The sequence below is a fragment of the Psychrobacter sp. KFRI-CH2-11 genome (genome assembly GCF_038239325.1).
Classification (GTDB): Bacteria; Pseudomonadota; Gammaproteobacteria; order Pseudomonadales; family Moraxellaceae; genus Psychrobacter; species Psychrobacter celer.
This window is the reverse complement of record NZ_CP151283.1, coordinates 107,506-128,734: the sequence shown is the minus strand read 5'-3', so window position 1 is coordinate 128,734 and position 21,229 is coordinate 107,506. Positions and strand designations below refer to the sequence as shown.

Genomic DNA, 21,229 nt, shown 5'->3' with positions numbered 1-21,229 from the left:
TAAAGCTTTCATCTGTAAAGTCCTCAGTTTAAAATACCTCAGGCAACTCAACCAGCTCAAGCATTGGTATAACGGCTGGCCTCCGGCATCCAGCGGTGTATCAGCTGACTGACATCGGCTTTACGCATGGGGTCTGCAATCAAATGCTTGGCCAAGCGCTGCGCAATAGCAAATAACTGCTCATCGCGAATTAAATCAGCCAAATAATAGCCGACATTGCCTGTTTGTCGTTTGCCCAGTAGCTCACCTGGTCCGCGCAGCTCCAAGTCTTTTTGGGCAATGACAAAACCATCAGTGCTATCTCGCAGCACATTTAGCCGCTCAGTGCCCGTCTCTGATAAAGGCTTTTGATACAGTAGAACGCAGAAGCTCTTGGTAGAGCCACGTCCAACGCGGCCGCGTAACTGATGCAGCTGTGATAGACCCAGACGTTCGGCGTTTTCGATGACCATCAGCGAGGCATTGGGCACATCGACGCCGACTTCGATGACAGTGGTGGCAATCAATAAATCAAGATTGCCTGCTTTAAACTCCTGCATGATGGCTTGCTTGTCAGCAGGTTTCATTTTGCCATGCACCAGCCCGATACGAATATCTAAGCGTGCACTTAAATCCTCAAACGTCGCTTCTGCCGCTTGCGCATCAAGCACGCTCGACTCCTCTACCAACGAGCATACCCAATACGCCTGCCTACCTGCAGCACAGTTCACCGCAATACGCTCAATCACTTCATCACGGCGATTACGGTCAATCGTCACGGTGGTGATGGGCGTACGTCCCGGTGGCAGCTCATCAATGATAGAGGTATCCATATCACCATAGACACTCATCGCCAGCGTACGCGGAATAGGAGTCGCGGTCATGATCAGCTGATGCGGCGTACTGCCTGCCACGCCTTTATTAGTGAGCGCCATACGCTGCTCAACGCCGAAACGATGCTGCTCATCGATAATGACCAAGCCCAGTTTGGCAAATTGCACTTGCTCCTGAAACAGCGCATGAGTACCGACCACCACTTGCACGGTGTTTTCACTTACCGCCTCTAGCGCTTCGCGGCGCTGCTTGGCGGTTTGCTTGCCCGCCAGCCAGCCCACACCGATGCCTAATGGCTCAAACCACTGCTTAAAGTTTAACAGATGCTGCTCTGCTAAAATCTCGGTCGGTGCCATGACTGCCACCTGCCAGCCACTATCGAGCGCATAGCCCGCCGCGCCTGCGGCAACCAATGTCTTGCCAGCGCCCACATCGCCCTGCACCAGCCTGAGCATGGGGATCGACGTTGCCATATCTGTGGTAATGTCTGTGAGCACGCGCCGCTGCGCACCGGTCAAATCAAACGGCAACGCGGCAAACAGCTTGTCAGCCAAAGGGCTGTGAGCGGCACATTTAGGCGCTTTGTACTGATGCAACTGCTGGCGACGATATAGCAAACTTAACTGATGGGCGGTCAACTCCTCAATGATAAGGCGCTGACAAGCCGCGTGGCTACGAGCGCTGAGCTGAGTCAGCAGCTGATATTGCTGTCTGGCATCGGTATAAGTGGGCGGGGTATGTAGCAGGACCAATGCTTCAAATATCGTCAAGTTATAGACATTATTATTGGCCGTACTAGCAGCGCTGCTGGACTCATCGGCACCATGAGCTAGAGTATGATCTGGCACACGCCGCGCAAGCGTTGAAAATATATCGTCTGGATAGTCGATCTCTGCGGTCACTGCCGGTTTTGGCGCAAAAGGCACCAATGGCAAATCTGCCACTACCGCAAAATCCGCTGGCGTAAATAGCGTCATCGGCAGACCTTGGCTGCGCACCGTCTGGAGAGCCAGCTTAATCAAAGTGCGCAATTTGTTTTGATGCAAGCCTTTGACAGTAGGATAAATGGGTTGCAGGCCGGTATTGGTGATGGCAGTACTATCAGTTAGCACCTGATATTCAGGATGGTGCATCTGCTTGCCATAGCGGCTGACTTTGACCTCACCAAACAGTTGCAGCCGCGTACCCACACTCATGGTCTGAGCAAGACCACGATAGACCTTAAAAAATCGCAGAGAAATCGTGCCCGTATCGTCATCGACAATGACGGTCATGCCATTTCGTTTGGTATCGACATGCACCACACGCCCCGTAATCAACGCCGCTTGCCCGTGCTCCACGTCAGCGATGGCCACCAAGCGACTACGATCTTCATAATCACGCGGCAGATGGAGCAGCAGATCAAATATCCGCTTGATATTCAACTGCGCCAACTGTGCAGCGACCTTTGTCCCAACACCCGCCAGCGCTGTCACTGGCATATCTAATGGCGAGACTGCGCCTGCTGGCCGTGCAGGTGCGGTAAAATGACTGAGGGACTGATTGGCGGATGTGGTCATCGAAGATCCTAACAATTTTTTATTTCCATCGACAAAAGCGAGTATTATCATCACACTATAAATCACTGGCTGATTTTATTATAACTGACAACACCATCGATTATGCCAAGCGATTTGATAACACGGTATCTAGCAGTCGACCCCCTCTAACAATGACATAGTGCTACTGGTCTAAACTTTACTTGCGTACTGCGTGCCTTCGATTCAGTCGCGTGCTTACACAGATAACCACTTTATTTTGAACTGACTAGGGCGTGTCGTGCGCACGTGCTGCAAAGATGCCTAATATGATAAAAGCACCACAATTGATACATTGCAGTGCTTTTTATTCATTTATCTATCGTTAATACACTATAAAAATGACTATATAAATAATGTGATGCCATGACTTAACGAGCAGTCATATCATCATCGCCGGCTACGAGGCTACTTGACGCGTGCACGGTATTTTACTGCCACGGTGTCATTGAGACCGACGCCCTGCAAATCCCAGCGTACGGCTTTGTAATGCTTGAGATCGACATCGACCAGTTGATTGTCTACGCGAGTACGCAGCGGCATGCGAGCAAAGGTGTTACCATCGACACTGCCGTATGGAAAATCAGGCGCTACTGTACGCAACAGCTCGACCTGCTCAGGTATGGTCATGGTCACGGTCATCTTACGCACGCGGTCAGCGTTGGTATTGGTAAAGTATCCTTGATACTCCAGCACGTTGCCTGACTGCAGGCGGGTGTTGGCGTTGACTGGTACCAGCACTTCTTCGCCATTGGCATCGACACTGACCAAAGAGGCGGTGATTTTACTAGTGACTGCTTGAGCGCTTGAGTTACCTTCATTGCTAGTACTCGTTTGCACCGCAGCTGAAGCGTCTACCGTCTGCTCTGGCGTTGGCAACATGGCCGAGGCTTGCGTGACGACCATTGCGCCGATAAGCGTACCGGCAACAACGTGAAATAAGCGATGTCCGCTCCATGCGCTAAATGGACTGGCAAAGTGGTTGGTTTTTTTCATGGTATTCATTATCCCTCGTTGATATATCGATAAAACGCCGCGATACCGCTTCAATCGGTATGACGCTCGCTCATCTATTGATGCGCGCGTGGCTCTCCGGCATTGGGCAGTATATAGTCAGTTCAAAACAAAACTGTCATAAGTTCCAAAGCGCTACTGGGATGAATTTTTCGCAGCCTCTGTGTATACAGCACGCAAGGAAAATTTATACCAGTAGCGCTATAACATTTTTAAATTGAATCTACTATAGTTGCATACCAAAGGCGGCATTTATTTTTCTTGATTATCTTCGTTCGCGGTCTGTAAAGCAATAGCGTTTAGCATAGCAAAAACCCTATGGCTGTACATAAGCCCCGTGTTGCGGTTGTGTATATAGTGCATCGGCTCTGAAAATGATGAACACCACTGAAATAAAAGATGGCTCATAACGGCGTTTTTTGCTATGGTAATTCTTTAGCGATCGGCTTGTTTGCCGCGCCTTTTTTATTCTAACCACAACTGCCCCTATTATGACTACTAGCGCCATGCCACAGATCAATCCTGAATACGTTCATTGGTTTCGCAACTCAGCCCCTTACATCAATACGCATCGCGGCAAAACGTTCGTGATTATGTTTGGTGGTGAAGCGGTCAACCATCCAAATTTTAGCACCCTAATCCATGACTTTGCCTTACTCCATAGCTTAGGTATCAAGCTGGTGCTGGTGCATGGCTCTAGGCCACAAATCGAAAAAAACTTAAAAGACGCCGCCATCACCTCGCCCCTGCATCAAGATATTCGTGTCACGCCGCGAGAAGCGATGCCGGCCATCTTACAGGCGGTCGGTGCCATCCGCCTACAGATCGAAGCGCAGCTATCAATGGGCTTGGCCAACTCGCCCATGTACGGCTCTCGTATCGATGCGATTTCTGGCAACTTTGTCACAGCGCGGCCTTATGGCGTTCGTGATGGCGTCGACTACCAAATGACAGGCGAAGTACGCTCGATCGATGTTGAAGCCATCAAAAACAATCTGCTCCACGACCATATCGTGATATTGGGCTCGATGGGCTACTCAGCGACAGGCGAAGTGTTTAATTTGCTCGCCGAAGACGTGGCGCTTAGCACCGCAGTGAGCTTGGGTGCCGATAAGCTTATTTTCTTAGGCGAAGAAGCCGGCATCAATGACAATGATCGCTTGCTACGAGAGATGATTCCAAACGAAGTCGATCGCTTCTTACGCGACCGCGACCTAAATTGTGAGATCAATTATTTCTTACACTGTGCCAGTGTGGCTTGCCGCCAAGGTGTCCATCGCACGCACATCATCTCATACGCCAAAAACGGCGCGCTCCTCGAAGAGCTATTCACCCGTGATGGCTCTGGCACCCTAATCAGCCACGACCCTTATGAAGAAATCCGCCACGCCAACATCGATGACGTGGTCGGCCTGCTCGAGCTTTTGACGCCACTTGAAGAGCAAGGCATCTTGGTGGCTCGCTCGCGTGAGCGCCTCGAGCAAGAAATCGACAACTACAGCGTCATCGAGCGTGATGGCATGATTTTAGGCTGCGCCGCTTTATACCCACTCGATGACGACTCAGCAGAGGTCGCTTGCGTCGCCGTCCATGCCGAATACCGTAACGGCAGCCGCGGCAATGATTTGCTGGCATTTATCGAGCAGCAAGCACGTAGCCATGGCCTACACAAGCTCTTTGTTTTGACGACTCGCACCGCCCATTGGTTTGTCGAGCACGGTTTTGCCGAAGTCGATGCCAGCGCCCTGCCCGCTGCGCGCCGCGAAAAGTACAACAACGGTCGTAACTCTAAGGTCTTTCAAAAAACCTTATAATTAATCTAGGCAGGCTTTAGCTTTAGTCAACCGCCGCGCCAAACCAAAAAAGCCCTCATTTATAAATGAGGGCTTTTTTATCAACGCTAAAAATTGGTAAGGTAGCTTTTTAGTTGGTCACTGATACTTTATCAATGTCGCTTTATAAATGGCACTTTATAAGTAATGCCTTATAAATGACACCTGCTAGAGACAATCTCGCACAGGTATCAGCCTATCAATGTCAAACATAACACTAAAAGCAATGAGTGCCCTAATGCATTATTTTACGTTTAATAGCTCAACCGTAAAGATAAGCGTACTGTTTGGCTCGATACCCGCGTTACCCGCTTCACCATACGCGATGTCAGATGGGATATAAAACTCGTATTTGCCGCCCTCTTTCATCAGCTGCAGACCTTCTGTCCAGCCCGCGATGACTTGATTGAGTGGGAACTCAATTGGTTCGCCGCGCTCGTATGAGCTATCAAATACTGTACCGTCGATCAGCTTACCTTCGTAATTGACTTCGACCACATCAGTGGCTTTTGGTGATTTGCCTGTACCTGCTTCGATGACCTTGTACTGCAGACCAGAAGAGGTTTCTTTTACGCCTTCCTTCTTAGCGTTTTCTGCTAAGAAGGCTTCGCCTGCCGCTTTGTTTTCTGTGGCTTTGGCTTCCATGTCTTTAACAAACTTTTCTTCTTGCTCTTTTTGATAATCCATCAATACTTGTTGCATCTGCTCTTGGGTCAGTGCTGAGTCGTTGCCTTCATAGCCATCGCGAAAGCCTTGCTCAAAAGTATCAAGATTTAGATCACCGACCGCTTCTTTGTTACCTTCGGCCATCATATAACCCAAGCTATAGCCTACTTTTTCGTTCGCCGAGCTTTGCTCAGTGATTGAGATGCTTTGCGCCGCGGTTTCTTGATTGCCGTTATTGGTGCTACAGCCTGTAACTAACAACATAGCGCTAGCAAGTGCACCAACGCTTAAGGTAGTGATTTTTTTCATAAAGTACTCTCAAATTGTAAGAATAGTGGCAAGATGTCACATGTTCCTATGATAGCAAATCTTGGTTTTAGGAGCCATGTTTGGCAAAAAATTATCGGGCGAATGTACAGTCTGTGTTAATATTTCCTGTCACGATAACAAGTTATCACACAAATACAGTAACACGTTAAGCTTTCTATCTTTAAATCCCCTAATACATCAGCTAAGCTGAATGAGTTGAGGTGATAAGTAACCGAGTGTAACTCTTTATCATGGATGATACGACATTGGTAGTACAGCAGTTGGTACAAGATAAGCCGATGTTTTTTCGATGAATTTTTACACTTAAAAATTATAATATCACCGCATAACTGACTTAAAAAAACTATTTATCATAACCATCTATGTTGGTTTCGCTCGCTGATAGCAGTACCTAGCCTATCGTTTGGCGGCTTTTATATGATGATTAAAGGAGGATAAGATGAATCCAATGTTTGCGTCTTTTAACGGTTATCTGGGTGGGCCTATTGGTTCCATCATTGGGGCCATTTTGATATTTATTATTGGTTGGCTTGTCGCACTGGGTATCGCGGCTTTGGTTCGCAATGTATTGTCTAAGGTGAATCTCAACCAACGCATGAATTCTTCAACCGGCAAAACCTACGATTTAGAAGGCATCATCTCTAAAATCGTATTTTGGTTTATCTTTATCATCGCCATTTCTGGAGCGTTGAACCAATTGAATCTGAACTCCATTTCGACACCGTTTGCCAATATGGTCAATCAAGTGCTGGCCTTTATCCCTAACTTGATCGGCGCTATCGCCGTTGGGGTGATCGGTTGGGTCGTCGCCACTGTGGCGCGTACTGCTATCAACGCCGCCCTTGCTAAAACCTCGATGGATGAGCGACTAAGTGCACAAGCAGGCGTAAAACCCATGAGCAGCACGATAGCCGATATGGTTTATTGGTTCATTTTATTGGTGGTATTGACCATGGTACTCGGTCAATTAGAGCTTGATGGTTTGTTTGCGCCATTGACCAACATGGTTGATAAAATCTTTAGCTTTATCCCTAACATCATCATTGCTGGCGTGGTGTTTGTCGTCGGCTACATCATTGCAAAAGTGGTGCGCGGTATCGTCACCAATCTTGTGTCTACCTTTAATATACAAGAGCTGGCCTCAAAAGCAGGTTTGAGCGAAAAAAACAGCCTGCCGAATATTGCAGGGTCTTTGGCGTTCTTAGTGGTGATTATCCCGACGATTATCGCGGCATTAAACGCTTTAAAAATCGAAGTAATTTCGCGCCCAGCGACCAATATGCTAAACAAAATCATGGAAGCGTTGCCAAACATTTTTATGGCTGCGGCTATCTTAGTGGTGACGTTTTATGTGGTGCGTATGGTCGCCAATATCATCAAAGGTTTGATTGAAAACACAGAGATCAATCAGATACCTGCCAAGGTTGGCCTACAAGAAACCATGGGTGATAAGAAGGTCTCTGATCTTGTCGGTTATGCCATTGTCTTTTTTGCCATGTTGTTTGCTGCTATCGCTGCCGCTGATTTATTAGGCTTTGAGCCAATCTCAGCCATCATCGCGATGTTTATCGCCTTTGGTGCCAACATTATCTTGGGCGCGATTATTCTGTTCATCGGCTTTTGGCTTGCCAACATCATCGCTGGTGTGGTGGAGCGCTCTGAGCAAGGCTCACAGTTCTTAGCAAACATCGTGCGTGTCTTAATCATGGGTCTCGTACTTGCTATGGGTCTAAAAGCGATGGGCATTGCTGACTCTATCGTCAACCTAGCCTTTGGTCTGACACTAGGCGCAGTTGCCGTGGCCTTTGCTCTCTCGTTCGGTCTTGGTGGTCAAGAAGCAGCAGCCCGCTTCTTACGCAAGATGCAAGACAAAATGGACAAAGAGCAAGATGAAGCTCAAGCCAAGTCTACGCTACAGCCGAGTGCATCGACTCGTGAGAAGTTTGCTGACGCTGTCCACGAAAATACCCCATCAGCGGCAACGAAGACCATTGATACTCACACTGATGTCATCGATACCACTCGCGTCGATACCGATACTATCGACACCGCTGATATCGATAACGATAACAACGTTACCGATGGTAGTATCACTGATGCAGATATCGACAATAGCAACTTGCTACCAGGTAGCGGTCTAAACGACGATATCAATAATAAATAATTTGCTCTCGAAATATGTATTTTTGAGATAAATTCATCAGTTTTATGCTCGCTTAAACCAAAGAAAAAGACAGCTTAAGCTGTCTTTTTTTATGGGCATAAATGTGTGTTTTATACCCACCAAGCGCTATCAATAGTGCTATTTATTACTTTTACGCGCCGGAATGGTGAGGTTCAAGCGAACTTGCGGCAGGGCTTCTGCTGGATGATCGTTATCCCCAGAAGTGCCTGCCACTGGCATTTTTTGCTGTTGCAGCTGTTGTATCTGTTTGGTGAGTTGGCGCTCACGCTGGGTCATGGTCGCAACGGGTTGGATCCACAAATCAATATCCATAAAGGTCTCTTGCCCTTCATCGATAAACTCCACCCCCAAGATAATGACATGATGCAGTGCTTCTATCGGTAAGCGCGTGGCCACATCTTGAGCAATTTTTGCCAAGTTTGGCTGAATAGCTTGTTTGCTATGCTGCCCTTCCTGATTTTGGCCATAAAATATCAGCACATAATGCCGACCCAGACTCTCATACGAGTGCTGATGTACCACGTAACCGGCGCTTTTTAGGTTGTCTGGTTGCTTTGGATGTCGGTATAAAGTGCGTACCAGCTCATGACGAGAAAACAATGACTCGTCGAGTAGCTGCTGCTGCCAATATAAAAAATCAACCTCTGAGGACATTTGGGCACTATTTTTCAGTCGCTCATCACGGCACATCGCTATCATCTGGCCGCTTAGCTGTGACCATAGTATGGCAGCTTGTGCCATATGCTGCTGATACATCTGCGCTGTCGCACTTTGGTTTTTGTGCGCCAGCGTCATGGCGATCAATGCCGCATTGGGCGCATCTTGCACGCCCGCTTTTATAAGGGCATTGTCGATGGTGATGGCATGAGTAAATACAGACGGACTGTACAAAAACTGAGTGACCAAATCTGCCACCGTCTCAAAATATGCGTGCTGATCGCTAAGAGACTGCTGGAGCTGCTGTAAATGATGGCGCAAAAACCGCCATAGCTCACAAGGCGTCTGTAGCGTTGACGACAGCTTCTGCCAGTCAGCGTGACTGAAGATTTGTAGCGGCCGCGGCTCACCACTCATATCGATGACCAAATCTTCCATAAAATAAGCAGTATCAAAATGATGCGTCAGGCGATTTGCTAAGCGCTGTTGCGGTGAGAGTGTCGGTATATCGGCGCTCATCTCTGTCTCATCGAAAAAGACGATATCAAAGACCAATACATCGCGGCGGCTTTTCTTGTCATGATTTTGAGTATCGCTTTGATCATCGCTTTGACCGTTATCGCTTCGATCATGCTTATGTTGATTGTCATTGCTATCCGCGACGCAAGAAGTCTTATACCATGCCAGCACCGCCTTTAGCGTCGCCGTTCGCGCCGACTTAATAGTCTTCGCGCTACTATGCTTTGGTAGATACAGTGTCAGATCCAACCGTTGCAACCGCCCAAGCGGCAGCTGATAGCAGGATTGCCGCGCGTCATAGTAGGCGTTATATTGACGCGTCACTGCTTGCATATCGCCAACGCTTACGCCTGCCGCTGCGCCCTGCAGGTAGCAAGCCAGATCCTCGGTTAGGTCAGTCAAATCAGCCACCGTTTCAACCTTTTATGATTATGGCGTGTTCAACACGCCCTAAATATTATGAAAAATTAAACGACATAAGCGTCATGAGACACAGTCGCTTTCACCGCAATGAGTTGTTATGATGATATCAGCACAGCAGCGCTTACGTGCATCTTTCTATAGTTTAGGGATTTGACGAGATGAGCCAGACGCGACTCGATACAGCTGATGGTCTTTTATCCCCTCAGCATCTGTCATATCTGACACCTCAAGGATACTCGGCTCACATCGCCCATGATTGTCATATAATAACAAGGATTGAATACCATGAAACGCTTTAAAGAAAAAACCGTCATCGTCACAGGCGCAGGCTCAGGTATTGGCCGGGCGACTGCTATTCGTTTTGCCCAAGAAGGTGCCAATGTCGTCTTGGTCGGTCGTACCGCTGAAACCTTAGAAGAGACTGCAAAAGAGTTTCCACAAGACCGTACGTGGATTCATACCGATAACTATCTGACCATCACTTGTGATATCAGCATACAAAGCCAAGTACAAGAGATGATCAAACGCGCCGTCGATAAGTTTGAACAGATTGATATTTTGGTCAATAACGCTGGCAAAGCCATGCAAGGGAAAATCACTGACTTGTCAGCCGAAGACTGGCGAGCTGCCATCGATGTCAATCTAAATGGTACGTTTTATGTCTCGCAAGCCGCCATGCCGCATCTGATTGCGACCAAGGGCAACATCGTCAATGTCTCCTCGCTCTCAGGGGTCGGCGGCGACTGGAACATGGCCGCTTATAACGCTGCCAAAGCCGGAGTGACCAACCTCACCCGCACGCTAGCCTTAGACCATGGGCCAGATGGCGTGCGGGTCAATGCGGTCAATCCCAGCGTTACCAAAACTGACATGAGCAGCGCCATTCAAAACAACGACAATAAAACCGATAAGTTTTTGGCGCGCTGTCCACTCGGCCGCTTAGCGACACCAAACGATATTGCCGCCGCCATTACTTTTTTGGCCAGTCACGACGCAGCGATGATCACGGGGGTCAACTTACCCGTCGATGGCGGCGTCAGTGCCTCAAACGGCCAGCCGCAGTTTTGATCCAGCCATCAATCAAACACTATCAAACCTCATAATTACTGTTACCTCGCTCGCTAATAGCCAGCGCTTCTTGTCTTTGTCATAAAAAGCAGCCCTTGATATCATCAGATATCAAGGGCTGCTTTTTATATAAAACCTCAAAGCCTACGCGGCGCATAAAACCCATAGCGCTTAATCTGTCGCGCGATTGATGTCTTGCAGAGGCTGCGACAAACGCTCAGGATGTCTGGGCACCACCCCTTTGTACTGCGCATAAATTTTTGGCAAATCAGCGTCGATATCGCCACTCGGATAAATGGGTGACATAAAACGTATCTCTTTGGTTTTATAATCCATCGCCACTGGCAATATAGGCACGCCCGCACCCATTGCCAAGTAATAAAATCCCGACTTCCAGCCTTTGGTGTACTGGCGCGTGCCCTCTGGTGCCAAACCCAAAAACAGCGGTTGACCGGTTTTAAACTTATCGATACTCGCTTGTAGTACCGAGCCTTTGTTGCCCCGATCAATCGGAATCACGCCTATCCAATCTAACAACTGGGCAAAGACAGGCACTTTAAACAAAGTATGTTTGCCCAAAATGCTGATCTTAAGATCCAGCGCAAATAGGCTTGGAATGGCATAAATACCATCGACATTTGAAGTATGCGGCAGTGCCAACACCACCGCTTGCGGGATATTGGGCACCTCACCGACTGTACGCCAGCCAGCTGCTTTGAGTAAGGCAGAGGCAAGGACAGGCGCAAACTTATTGCCCCGTCTTGGTACCAAATCACCCAGATGTTTTTTGCTAAGTTTTGGTAATGCTTTGACTGATGCAGACTCAGAGCGGCCCAATTTAGCACGATTAAATAACGTTGATGTCATGACGGCACCATATAATTAAAGATAGCCATATCATAACATTAAGCTTATCGGGCGAGATTATCTTTTATACTTTTATTGCATAGGCGCTCGGCAGACACTTGCCCATGGGAGAGCGATAAATGACAAACATCACGGTATGTCTGCTAAATTACCTTTATTCTCTAACCAAGACTTGCGATCGGCGGCGCGTTTTTTGGCCAGCAGCATATCCATCACGCCATTGGTCAGTATCATGTCATCCATATCCAGCTGCACCAGACGCCGCGTATCACGGTTCATGGTGGTCTCACGTAGCTGCTCAGCGCTCATCTCACCGAGTCCCTTAAAGCGAGTGATTTGCGCTTTTTTATTCCCCGGTACGCCCGCTAAAATATGCTCAAGCTCAGACTCATCTAACGCATAATGCACCTCGCGACCGACATCGACACGATACAGCGGCGGCATTGCGACAAATAAATGCCCGGCATCCACCAGTGCTGGGAAGTGTTTGACAAACAGTGCACAGATAAGCGTGGCAATATGTAGGCCATCAGAGTCGGCATCGGCGAGGATACATATCTTGTCATAACGCAGCTCAGAGAGATCATCTGAGGCAGGATCGACACCGATAGCGATGGCGATGTCATGAATCTCTTGGCTCGACAGCACCGTATCTGATGACACTTCCCACGTGTTCAAAATCTTACCACGCAGCGGCAATATCGCTTGATAATGTCGATCGCGTGCTTGCTTGGCACTGCCGCCCGCAGAGTCGCCTTCAACCAAAAACAGCTCTGCCCCATCACGCAGATCGCCGCGACAATCGGCAAGCTTACCTGGTAGCGCAGGCCCTTGGGAGATTTTTTTACGGGCGACCTTTTTGGCAGACTTGAGCCGTCGACCAGCTTTATTAATAGCCAACTCGGCGATTTGGGTACCCATATCGGCATGCTGATTGAGCCATAGGCTAAAGGCGTCTTTTGCGAGTGTCTGCACCGCACCGGCAGCTTCACGGCTTGAGAGACGCTCTTTGGTTTGACCAGAAAACTGCGGCTCTGAAAATTTAAGGGACAAGATATAGTTGACCCCATCCCACACATCTTCTGCCGTCAGCTTCACATTGCGAGGCAGTAGATTATGAATATCGCAAAACTCGCGCAGCGCCTCTAAGATACCAGTACGTAGACCATTGACATGCGTGCCGCCTTGCGCAGTTGGAATCAAGTTGACATAGCTTTCTTGAATCGGCGTACCACCCTCAGGCAGCCACGATAAAGCAAAGGTAATACCCGCGCGCTCGCCGTCTTTTGCCTCATGACTATAATAAAATGGCTCAGGTGGCAGGGTCTCAAGTCCATCTAGCTGCTCACTGAGGTACTCAACCACCCCATCGGTAAACTGCCAGACGACTTTTTCGTCATTGATATCATCGACAAACTCAATCGTCAGACCAGCGGCCAATACCGCCTTGGCTTTTAGGTTATGCTTGAGCTGTTTAATATTGAATTTTGGCGTATCAAAAAAACTGCCATCGGCCCAAAACTGCACCCGAGTACCGCGTTTGCGTTTATTGGAGCTGACAGACTTAGTCAATGGCGTCACCGCTGCGCCATTTTCAAACGCCATCGCAAACTGCGTACTATCACGCCATACTGTCACCTCAACGCGTGTTGATAGCGCATTGACCACAGAGATACCGACACCGTGCAACCCGCCCGACACCTCATAATTGGAGGTCGAAAACTTACCGCCTGCGTGTAGACGCGTCAAAATCAGCTCAATACCTGACTGACCAAACTCAGGATGGATATCAGTTGGCATACCGCGGCCGTCATCTTCGACCGATAGCGAGCCGTCGCTATGCAGCTGTACTTTGATGGTTTTGGCATACCCTGCCAGCGCTTCATCGACGGAGTTATCGATGACTTCTTGGGCCAAATGGTTGGGACGAGTGGTGTCAGTATACATCCCGGGGCGACGGCGTACCGGCTCCAGCCCTTCTAAAACTTCTAACGATTGCGCATTATATTGACTCACAAATGCATCCTTAACTGTTTATATACGATAAATTCTATACAGCCATTATAACGAAAAATAACGCCATTAAGGTCAATACTCAGTCGCTCACGTCAGATAATGTCGTCTCTTTAAATCAAGCGGCCTTTGACCAATTGCTGTATGACCTCGATGACTTTGGGCAATTGTGTTTTAAAATCACTAAAGCGATGATCGCCGCCTTTTTGCATATCGACCGTTGCTCCTTGCTCCGTATAGAAGTTGGCAGAAAGACTGCTATTGAGCAACTCATCACCCTCTTTGATTAGCGCGACTACTTTTTTAGGATAGTTCAGGCTCGATAGCTGATGGCACGCAAACCACTCCAAATCAGCATTCGTGATGCGCCAACCACCTGAAGTGTTGTATAGCACCTCGGATGCCTCGCCCTTCGCATTCTCGTCCTTCGCACCGTCATCCTTAGTCTCAGCGTTATACTTAAATCGCTGCAGTGTCTGATGCGGCTGTATACTAGGGTTTAATAAAAGCGCCGGACAGCCGGTATGGTTACTGAGCAACGTAGCAAAATACCCGCCTAATGAGCTACCGACCAAGACCGTATCTTGACCGTAAGGGTTTTTGCTCGCCACACTATCGATTAACGACAGCATCTGGTCAAACACTTGATCTGGCGTCTTATTTAGATCGGGGCGTAACACCTTGATATCGGGATCATACTGGTGGCAATACTCCTCTAATAGCGAGCCTTTTATAGAATTGGCATCACTGTCTAAGCCATGGATATAAATAATATTCACGTATCATCTCACTTATTGGTTTTGTTAAGATGGTTTTATCTCGATAATAAAAATCCAGCATAGCACTGCCGCAAGCAAAACAATAACACTAAAACGGCACACTATTATTCAGTATTTGCGCCATAATAACAGTATCGACTATACGACGATATAAGTAAAAGGACTAACGACAATAGCAATGGAGCTGCCATGAGTCAGCAGTTTGAACTGTTCGAGATTGCCAATCCCTGTATTGGTGTCTGTCAAAGCAATAAAAAAGGCTATTGCTTTGGCTGTCTGCGTAGTCGTACAGAGCGTCAGCTATGGCATGATATGACAGCAGAACAGCGCCGTGAAGTACTACGACTGGTCAATGGGCGCAGACAGCGTATCGAGCAGATGCGCCAGCGCAAAAACGAGCAGCTAGGCTTTGATTTTAATGAAGCGGCTGAGACAGGAAAGTTGTTTTAATTAGCTCAAAACAATTAAGTAATATTTTACAATGATTTTTATAATTATAGAAAAACTACATAATAGCTATTGAAATATATATCTATATCCTCAAATATATACGAGTAGCCGTTAAAAATGTAGGAGAGCACAATGGATAACAGCCTAATAAATAGCAAAAAAGATACTGTGACCCAATCGCGTCAAATCGAGCAGCTTTTTGCTGGGGTCGATACCCAAGACGGCGCTGGTGTTAAACTCACTCGCGTACTGACGCAGCAGTTGCAACAGCGCCTCGATCCGTACTTGATGCTAGATAACTTCAAAAGTGACAATCCAGATGATTATGTCGCAGGGTTCCCCAATCACCCGCATCGCGGCTTTGAAACCATTACTTATATGATTACAGGCCGTATGCGTCATCGTGATAGCGCGGGTAACGAAGGACTATTACAGAACGGCGGCGTGCAGTGGATGACGGCAGCGAGTGGTGTTATTCATTCAGAGCTACCGGAACAAGAAGACGGCGCGATGGAAGGCTTCCAGCTGTGGCTTAATTTACCTGCCAAAGACAAAATGAATGACCCTTGGTATAAAGACTTCCAAAGTGAGGATTTGCCTAAATACACCACAGAAGATGGCGTAGACGTTACGGTCATTGCAGGTACATCGCATGGCGTCGAAGGTGCAGTCACCCGCGACATTACTGAGCCGACGTATTTGGATATTCATCTACCCGCAGGGACTAGCTTTAGCCAAGCCATTCCAGCCGATCATAATGCGTTTGCCTTTGTCTATCGCGGTAAAGTAGATATCGAAGGTAGAGAAGTACCAACTAAGACCATGGCTATCTTGAAAAATGATGACAATACGGATGGCGTTACCATTACTGCTGATAGTAGTGAGGATACCAAAGTGATTTTGATTACTGGACGCCCATTACGCGAGCCGATTGTGCAATACGGTCCCTTTGTCATGAACAGTCAGCAAGAAATCATGCAAGCCGTCACTGATTTCCAAAGTGGCAAATTTGGTGAAGGGGCTTAATAGTTAGGCTAGTTTATTAGATACTTTACTGGATGTGAAAGCCCGTATTAGTTGTTAATGCGGGCTTTTTTATGGGATCAAACCATAATAATAGTTCAAAGCTGTAGCAAGCAAACTCCCAGCTACACCCAACTCAATTTGCCAACTTGTACTAATTGCTTTAGACAACATTGATTCCATCCAAGATTTTACTGAAGGACCAAATTTATCTTTTTCAACTACAGAAAAACTCTGATCCTTATCAATGGCATCTTTAAGCAAATTGATATCGTCTCTATCAACTCCATTTTTCTGTAGAACTTTTGATAAAGTCTCAAAATCATTTTTTATGATGCTGTTTGTTACTTTTTGAGTATTTTCTGAGCCTAATAATATTGTTACATTGTCCCCAAATATAGCATTGTTAAAAAGGTTTGAAGCGTCAAAACCTCCAACTGCCTCCCGTAGTTCCTTGTCGGATTCTATTTCAGAAAACTCGGAATTCAACTCAAGAACGAAGTCTAATAAACGTGATCTTACCTGCATTAAAATATTTGAAACACTAGCTATTGGTATTTCAGACCATGCTCTTTGAATTATAAATGAATTAGCCAGACCTTCACCAAGCAACCCATTGAACTCCATTGGTAATGGTCTATGAAGCATGACATCATCACTGTCGGTCACCATTTTCTCTATTATAGCTAATGAATAAGCTATTTTAGCTTCTTCTAATGAATGTTTGAACTCATCATCTAAATGTTTCATAGGAATAGGATGTGAATTTACTTGATAAGCTCCATTTGTTGCTGAAACACGTACTTGGGCTGGAATAATACGGTAATCAGGTAACTCATCATCTTGACTATACCCATTCAATTCTTTATTTACCCATATTACTAACTCTTTGTGCCCCATCTTATGAAGAAGGACCTTCGTTTTGATCAAAGCATTAGTTAGAATGCAATTATCAGAGCTTAATATTTCAATAATCTCATCTACTAGCTTCATTAACTTTTCTTTTTATTATTAATTTATTTTTCATACGACCTAGCTATTAATTGATTAATCTCTGTAGCTAAGACCTGAGCTTCTTTCATAGTATCCTGCACGAGTTGCCAATTTTTCCAATGTTGTACCCACTTTTCTTTACCTACAATAGCCTCAAAATCTACTAATGTTGGTTCTAGCCACTGTTCATAAATGGCTAATCTTTCCATTCGCTGTTCTAGGTCTTTAATACCCCTAGACCTAGGTGATAATTTTGCTTCGCTAACCATCCAAGAGCTCCAAAGTTTATTGCCCTTTGACTGATTACACTTACCGCATGCTGGTACAAGATTATGTATTTCTGATATATAACCAGTAGGCTTCTTATTTACGACAAGTGGTCTCAGATGGTCCCATTCTGAAGCAGAAGAACCACAGTAAGAACATTCAAATTTATCACAATCCATTCCAAGAATATTTAAAGCTTCTTTCACTTGTTCATTGGTAGGTAACACAACTGGGATAATCGAATTAATGAATGCGTTAGTAATACTAGATGATCTTCCTGTGATTTTCATCGGTTTTGGCATTTTAAAGAGTAATAAATATTCCATAACTTTTTACTAAAAAATTTATTGAGTTATAAAGTTAGCACTAATGTAATTAATGAACAAGAAAAATATAAAAACCGCACACAAAAGAAAACCCCCTCTGCTTATGCAAAGGGGGCTTTAGGAATAGAGAGCTGACGATGACCTACTCTCACATGGCCGGAGCCACACTACCATTGGCGCAACGATGTTTCACTTCTGAGTTCGGGAAGGGATCAGGTGGTGCCATCGTGCTATTGTCGTCAGCAAAGGGGGTTAGATATGAGTCTGTGTGTTTTACTTATTTGACTAAGTATCACTTATCCTAACTGAATCAAGGATAAAGGTGATATCGATATAATGCTTGATACAAACCACTTGGGTGTTGTATGGTCAAGCCAAACGAGCAATTAGTACAGGTTAGCTCCACACATCGCTGCGCTTCCACACCCTGCCTATCAACGTCCTAGTCTTGAACGGCTCTTTAGGGAAATCTAATCTTGAGGTGGGCTTCCCGCTTAGATGCTTTCAGCGGTTATCCCATCCGAACGTAGCTACCGGGCAATGCCATTGGCATGACAACCCGAACACCAGCGGTTCGTCCACTCTGGTCCTCTCGTACTAGGAGCAGATCCTCTCAAATTTCCAACGCCCACGGTAGATAGGGACCGAACTGTCTCACGACGTTCTAAACCCAGCTCGCGTACCTCTTTAAATGGCGAACAGCCATACCCTTAGGACCTGCTTCAGCCCTAGGATGAGATGAGCCGACATCGAGGTGCCAAACACCGCCGTCGATATGAACTCTTGGGCGGTATCAGCCTGTTATCCCCAGAGTACCTTTTATCCGTTGAGCGATGGCCCTTCCATACAGAACCACCGGATCACTAAGACCTACTTTCGTACCTGCTCGACTTGTGGGTCTCGCAGTTAAGCGCGCTTTTGCCTTTATACTCTATGAACGATTTCCGACCGTTCTGAGCGCACCTTCGTACTCCTCCGTTACTCTTTAGGAGGAGACCGCCCCAGTCAAACTACCCACCATACATTGTCCTCGGTATTGTTATACCTGAGTTAGAACCCCAACATGACCAGGGTGGTATTTCAAGATTGGCTCCACCAAGACTAGCGTCTCGGTTTCAAAGCCTCCCACCTATCCTGCACAAGTCAGGTCAAAGTTCAATGTAAAGCTGTAGTAAAGGTTCACGGGGTCTTTCCGTCTAGCCGCGGGTACACAGCATCTTCACTGCGATTTCGATTTCACTGAGTCTCTGCTGGAGACAGCGCTGCCATCATTATGTCATTCGTGCAGGTCGGAACTTACCCGACAAGGAATTTCGCTACCTTAGGACCGTTATAGTTACGGCCGCCGTTTACTGGGGCTTCGATCAAGACCTTCGCATACGCTAAGCCCATCAATTAACCTTCCAGCACCGGGCAGACATCACACCCTATACGTCCACTTTCGTGTTTGCAGAGTGCTGTGTTTTTAATAAACAGTTGCAGCAGCCTGGTATCTGCGACTGCCAATAGCTTACGGAGCAAGTCCTTCACCATCAGCAGCGTACCTTCTCCCGAAGTTACGGTACCATTTTGCCTAGTTCCTTCAGCAGAGTTCTCTCAAGCGCCTTGGTATTCTCTACCTGATCACCTGTGTCGGTTTAGGGTACGATTCGTTTATGACTATCGCTTAGAAGCTTTTCCTGGAAGCATGGTATTTGCCACTTCGTCCTACAAGTAGGACTTGCTATCAGATCTCGGTATAAAATAGCCCGGATTTACCTAAGCTATAAACCTACATCCTTCCACTCAGACAACCATCGCTGAGCTGGCATAACCTTCTCCGTCCCTCCATCGCATCATAAACAAGTATCGGAATATTAACCGATTTCCCATCGACTACGCCTTTCGGCCTCGCCTTAGGGGTCGACTCACCCAGCCCCGATTAACGTTGGACTGGAACCCTTGATCTTCCGGCGTGCGAGCTTTTCACTCGCATTATCGTTACTCACGTCAGCATTCGCTCTTGTGATACCTCCAGCATGCTTTACAACACACCTTCACAGGCTTACACAACGCTCCCCTACCACTTGAAAACAAATTCAAATCCGCAGCTTCGGCTCCTAGTTTGAGCCCCGTTACATCTTCCGCGCGGGCCGACTCGACTAGTGAGCTATTACGCTTTCTTTAAAGGATGGCTGCTTCTAAGCCAACCTCCTAGCTGTCTATGCCTTCCCACCTCGTTTCCCACTTAACTAGGAATTTGGGGCCTTAGCTGGCGGTCTGGGTTGTTTCCCTCTCCACGATGGACGTTAGCACCCACCGTGTGTCTCCCGGATATCACTCATCGGTATTCGGAGTTTGCATCGGTTTGGTAAGTCGGTATGACCCCCTAGCCGAAACAGTGCTCTACCCCCAATGGTGTTCGTCCGAGGCGCTACCTAAATAGCTTTCGGGGAGAACCAGCTATCACCGAGTTTGATTAGCCTTTCACCCCTATCCACAAGTCATCCCCTGGCTTTTCAACGACAGTGGGTTCGGTCCTCCGGTGCCTGTTACGGCACTTTCAACCTGCTCATGGATAGATCACTCGGTTTCGGGTCTATACCCTGCAACTAGACGCCCTATTAAGACTCGGTTTCCCTACGGCTCCCCTAAACGGTTAACCTTGCTACAGAATATAAGTCGCTGACCCATTATACAAAAGGTACGCGGTCACCCAACAAGTGGGCTCCCACTGCTTGTACGCACACGGTTTCAGGTTCTATTTCACTCCCCTCACAGGGGTTCTTTTCGCCTTTCCCTCACGGTACTGGTTCACTATCGGTCAGTCAGGAGTATTTAGCCTTGGAGGATGGTCCCCCCATCTTCAAACAGGATTTCTCGTGCCCCGCTCTACTTAATATGTTAACGCTAATGTTTCGAATACAGGACTATCACCTACTATGGTCAGCTTTCCCACGCTGTTCTTCTACATTAGCATTAATCGGCTTCTCCCCGTTCGCTCGCCGCTACTAGGGGAATCTCAATTGATGTCTATTCCTAAGGGTACTGAGATGTTTCACTTCCCCTCGTTCGCTTCTTGTACAAGTACAAGATACTTACCTTATGGTAAGTGGGTTTCCCCATTCAGAAATCTCCGGATCACAGGATATTGCCGCCTCCCCGAAGCTTATCGCAGGCTGTCACGTCTTTCATCGCCTCTGACTGCCAAGGCATCCACCATGTGCGCTTAATTACTTGACCATACAACCCCAAAGGGTCTTTGTCAGCAATTATAACGATATCACCTATGTTTACGCTTGATTCAGTTCTCTTTACTTTGAAGACTAGCCCTTGGGATAACAAACAATGTCGTTAAAAGGCTAGCCTTCAGGTTAGCAATAACACGTGAAATGTTATTGCTAACCCAGACTCATATCTATGTTTTTAAATAGTCTCTATGCTCTCG

14 protein-coding genes and 2 rRNA genes are annotated in these 21,229 nt (G+C 47.0%); 5 read left to right on the top strand and 11 right to left on the bottom strand.

Going from position 1 to position 21,229, the window contains the following annotated elements; all coding sequences use genetic code 11:
* Positions 1–56: 56 nt before the first annotated feature.
* Positions 57–2,372, bottom strand: a complete 2,316-nt coding sequence (gene recG, locus AADH33_RS00545; RefSeq protein ID WP_348549211.1) for an ATP-dependent DNA helicase RecG — start codon at positions 2,370–2,372, stop codon at positions 57–59.
* A 426-nt stretch (positions 2,373–2,798) separates the two neighbouring features.
* Entirely contained in the window at positions 2,799–3,395 is a 597-nt protein-coding gene (locus AADH33_RS00540; protein WP_348549210.1) for a hypothetical protein, read from the bottom strand.
* 500 nt (positions 3,396–3,895) lie between these two features.
* Here AADH33_RS00540 and argA point away from each other — a divergent pair, with 500 nt between their 5' ends.
* The gene (argA, locus tag AADH33_RS00535; protein ID WP_075102463.1) at positions 3,896–5,218 is read left to right on the top strand and encodes an amino-acid N-acetyltransferase; all 1,323 of its coding nucleotides are present in this window, start codon (positions 3,896–3,898) and stop codon (positions 5,216–5,218) included.
* 261 nt (positions 5,219–5,479) lie between these two features.
* Here argA and AADH33_RS00530 read toward each other — a convergent pair whose 3' ends face one another.
* Positions 5,480–6,211 (bottom strand): FKBP-type peptidyl-prolyl cis-trans isomerase, encoded by a 732-nt coding sequence (locus tag AADH33_RS00530; RefSeq protein WP_075102462.1) that lies wholly within the window; start codon positions 6,209–6,211, stop codon positions 5,480–5,482.
* 460 nt (positions 6,212–6,671) lie between these two features.
* Here AADH33_RS00530 and AADH33_RS00525 point away from each other — a divergent pair, with 460 nt between their 5' ends.
* Positions 6,672–8,396 carry a mechanosensitive ion channel gene (locus tag AADH33_RS00525; protein ID WP_348549209.1) on the top strand — a complete coding sequence of 575 codons (1,725 nt, stop codon included), beginning with the start codon at positions 6,672–6,674 and terminating at the stop codon, positions 8,394–8,396.
* Between the two features lie 138 nt (positions 8,397–8,534).
* On the opposite strand, the gene AADH33_RS00520 is transcribed toward AADH33_RS00525, so the two are convergent.
* Complete coding sequence (locus AADH33_RS00520) at positions 8,535–10,004, bottom strand: hypothetical protein (protein WP_348549208.1); 1,470 nt, start codon at positions 10,002–10,004, stop codon at positions 8,535–8,537.
* Between the two features lie 297 nt (positions 10,005–10,301).
* Between AADH33_RS00520 and AADH33_RS00515 the strand changes: the two genes are divergently transcribed.
* Entirely contained in the window at positions 10,302–11,084 is a 783-nt protein-coding gene (locus AADH33_RS00515) for an SDR family NAD(P)-dependent oxidoreductase (protein WP_075102459.1), read from the top strand.
* A 171-nt stretch (positions 11,085–11,255) separates the two neighbouring features.
* Here the strand turns inward: AADH33_RS00515 and AADH33_RS00510 are convergent, their stop codons facing one another.
* From AADH33_RS00510 to AADH33_RS00500, 3 genes are all read right to left on the bottom strand, one after another.
* Positions 11,256–11,951 (bottom strand): lysophospholipid acyltransferase family protein, encoded by a 696-nt coding sequence (locus AADH33_RS00510; protein WP_348549207.1) that lies wholly within the window; start codon positions 11,949–11,951, stop codon positions 11,256–11,258.
* Positions 11,952–12,080: 129 nt separating this feature from the next.
* Positions 12,081–13,967, bottom strand: coding sequence for a DNA topoisomerase IV subunit B (gene parE / locus AADH33_RS00505; RefSeq protein WP_348549206.1), 1,887 nt, complete (start codon positions 13,965–13,967; stop codon positions 12,081–12,083).
* 110 nt (positions 13,968–14,077) lie between these two features.
* The gene (locus AADH33_RS00500; protein ID WP_348549205.1) at positions 14,078–14,743 is read right to left on the bottom strand and encodes a YqiA/YcfP family alpha/beta fold hydrolase; all 666 of its coding nucleotides are present in this window, start codon (positions 14,741–14,743) and stop codon (positions 14,078–14,080) included.
* Between the two features lie 189 nt (positions 14,744–14,932).
* Here AADH33_RS00500 and AADH33_RS00495 point away from each other — a divergent pair, with 189 nt between their 5' ends.
* Both AADH33_RS00495 and AADH33_RS00490 read left to right on the top strand, forming a co-directional pair.
* The gene (locus AADH33_RS00495; protein ID WP_348549204.1) at positions 14,933–15,193 is read left to right on the top strand and encodes a DUF1289 domain-containing protein; all 261 of its coding nucleotides are present in this window, start codon (positions 14,933–14,935) and stop codon (positions 15,191–15,193) included.
* Positions 15,194–15,325: 132 nt separating this feature from the next.
* Positions 15,326–16,219 carry a pirin family protein gene (locus tag AADH33_RS00490; RefSeq protein ID WP_348549203.1) on the top strand — a complete coding sequence of 298 codons (894 nt, stop codon included), beginning with the start codon at positions 15,326–15,328 and terminating at the stop codon, positions 16,217–16,219.
* 69 nt (positions 16,220–16,288) lie between these two features.
* On the opposite strand, the gene AADH33_RS00485 is transcribed toward AADH33_RS00490, so the two are convergent.
* The 4 genes from AADH33_RS00485 to AADH33_RS00470 form a co-directional block, all read right to left on the bottom strand.
* Positions 16,289–17,209, bottom strand: coding sequence for an AbiTii domain-containing protein (locus tag AADH33_RS00485; protein ID WP_348549202.1), 921 nt, complete (start codon positions 17,207–17,209; stop codon positions 16,289–16,291).
* 23 nt (positions 17,210–17,232) lie between these two features.
* On the bottom strand, positions 17,233–17,802 hold the full coding sequence (locus AADH33_RS00480) for an HNH endonuclease (RefSeq protein ID WP_201559438.1): 570 nt from the start codon (positions 17,800–17,802) through the stop codon (positions 17,233–17,235).
* 129 nt (positions 17,803–17,931) lie between these two features.
* Positions 17,932–18,046: ribosomal RNA gene (rrf, locus tag AADH33_RS00475) — 5S ribosomal RNA — on the bottom strand.
* A 121-nt stretch (positions 18,047–18,167) separates the two neighbouring features.
* A 23S ribosomal RNA gene (locus AADH33_RS00470) occupies positions 18,168–21,024 on the bottom strand.
* Between the last annotated feature and the right edge of the window lie 205 nt (positions 21,025–21,229).

What these genes read in the sequence shown, in the direction of transcription:
- recG (WP_348549211.1), bottom strand. Translation starts at nt 2,372, where the DNA reads ATGACCACATCCGCCAATCAGTCCCTCAGTCATTTTACCGCACCTGCA.
- AADH33_RS00540 (WP_348549210.1), bottom strand. Translation starts at nt 3,395, where the DNA reads ATGAATACCATGAAAAAAACCAACCACTTTGCCAGTCCATTTAGCGCA.
- argA (WP_075102463.1), top strand. Translation starts at nt 3,896, where the DNA reads ATGACTACTAGCGCCATGCCACAGATCAATCCTGAATACGTTCATTGG.
- AADH33_RS00530 (WP_075102462.1), bottom strand. Translation starts at nt 6,211, where the DNA reads ATGAAAAAAATCACTACCTTAAGCGTTGGTGCACTTGCTAGCGCTATG.
- AADH33_RS00525 (WP_348549209.1), top strand. Translation starts at nt 6,672, where the DNA reads ATGAATCCAATGTTTGCGTCTTTTAACGGTTATCTGGGTGGGCCTATT.
- AADH33_RS00515 (WP_075102459.1), top strand. Translation starts at nt 10,302, where the DNA reads ATGAAACGCTTTAAAGAAAAAACCGTCATCGTCACAGGCGCAGGCTCA.
- AADH33_RS00510 (WP_348549207.1), bottom strand. Translation starts at nt 11,951, where the DNA reads ATGACATCAACGTTATTTAATCGTGCTAAATTGGGCCGCTCTGAGTCT.
- AADH33_RS00495 (WP_348549204.1), top strand. Translation starts at nt 14,933, where the DNA reads ATGAGTCAGCAGTTTGAACTGTTCGAGATTGCCAATCCCTGTATTGGT.
- AADH33_RS00490 (WP_348549203.1), top strand. Translation starts at nt 15,326, where the DNA reads ATGGATAACAGCCTAATAAATAGCAAAAAAGATACTGTGACCCAATCG.
- AADH33_RS00485 (WP_348549202.1), bottom strand. Translation starts at nt 17,209, where the DNA reads ATGAAGCTAGTAGATGAGATTATTGAAATATTAAGCTCTGATAATTGC.
- AADH33_RS00480 (WP_201559438.1), bottom strand. Translation starts at nt 17,802, where the DNA reads ATGGAATATTTATTACTCTTTAAAATGCCAAAACCGATGAAAATCACA.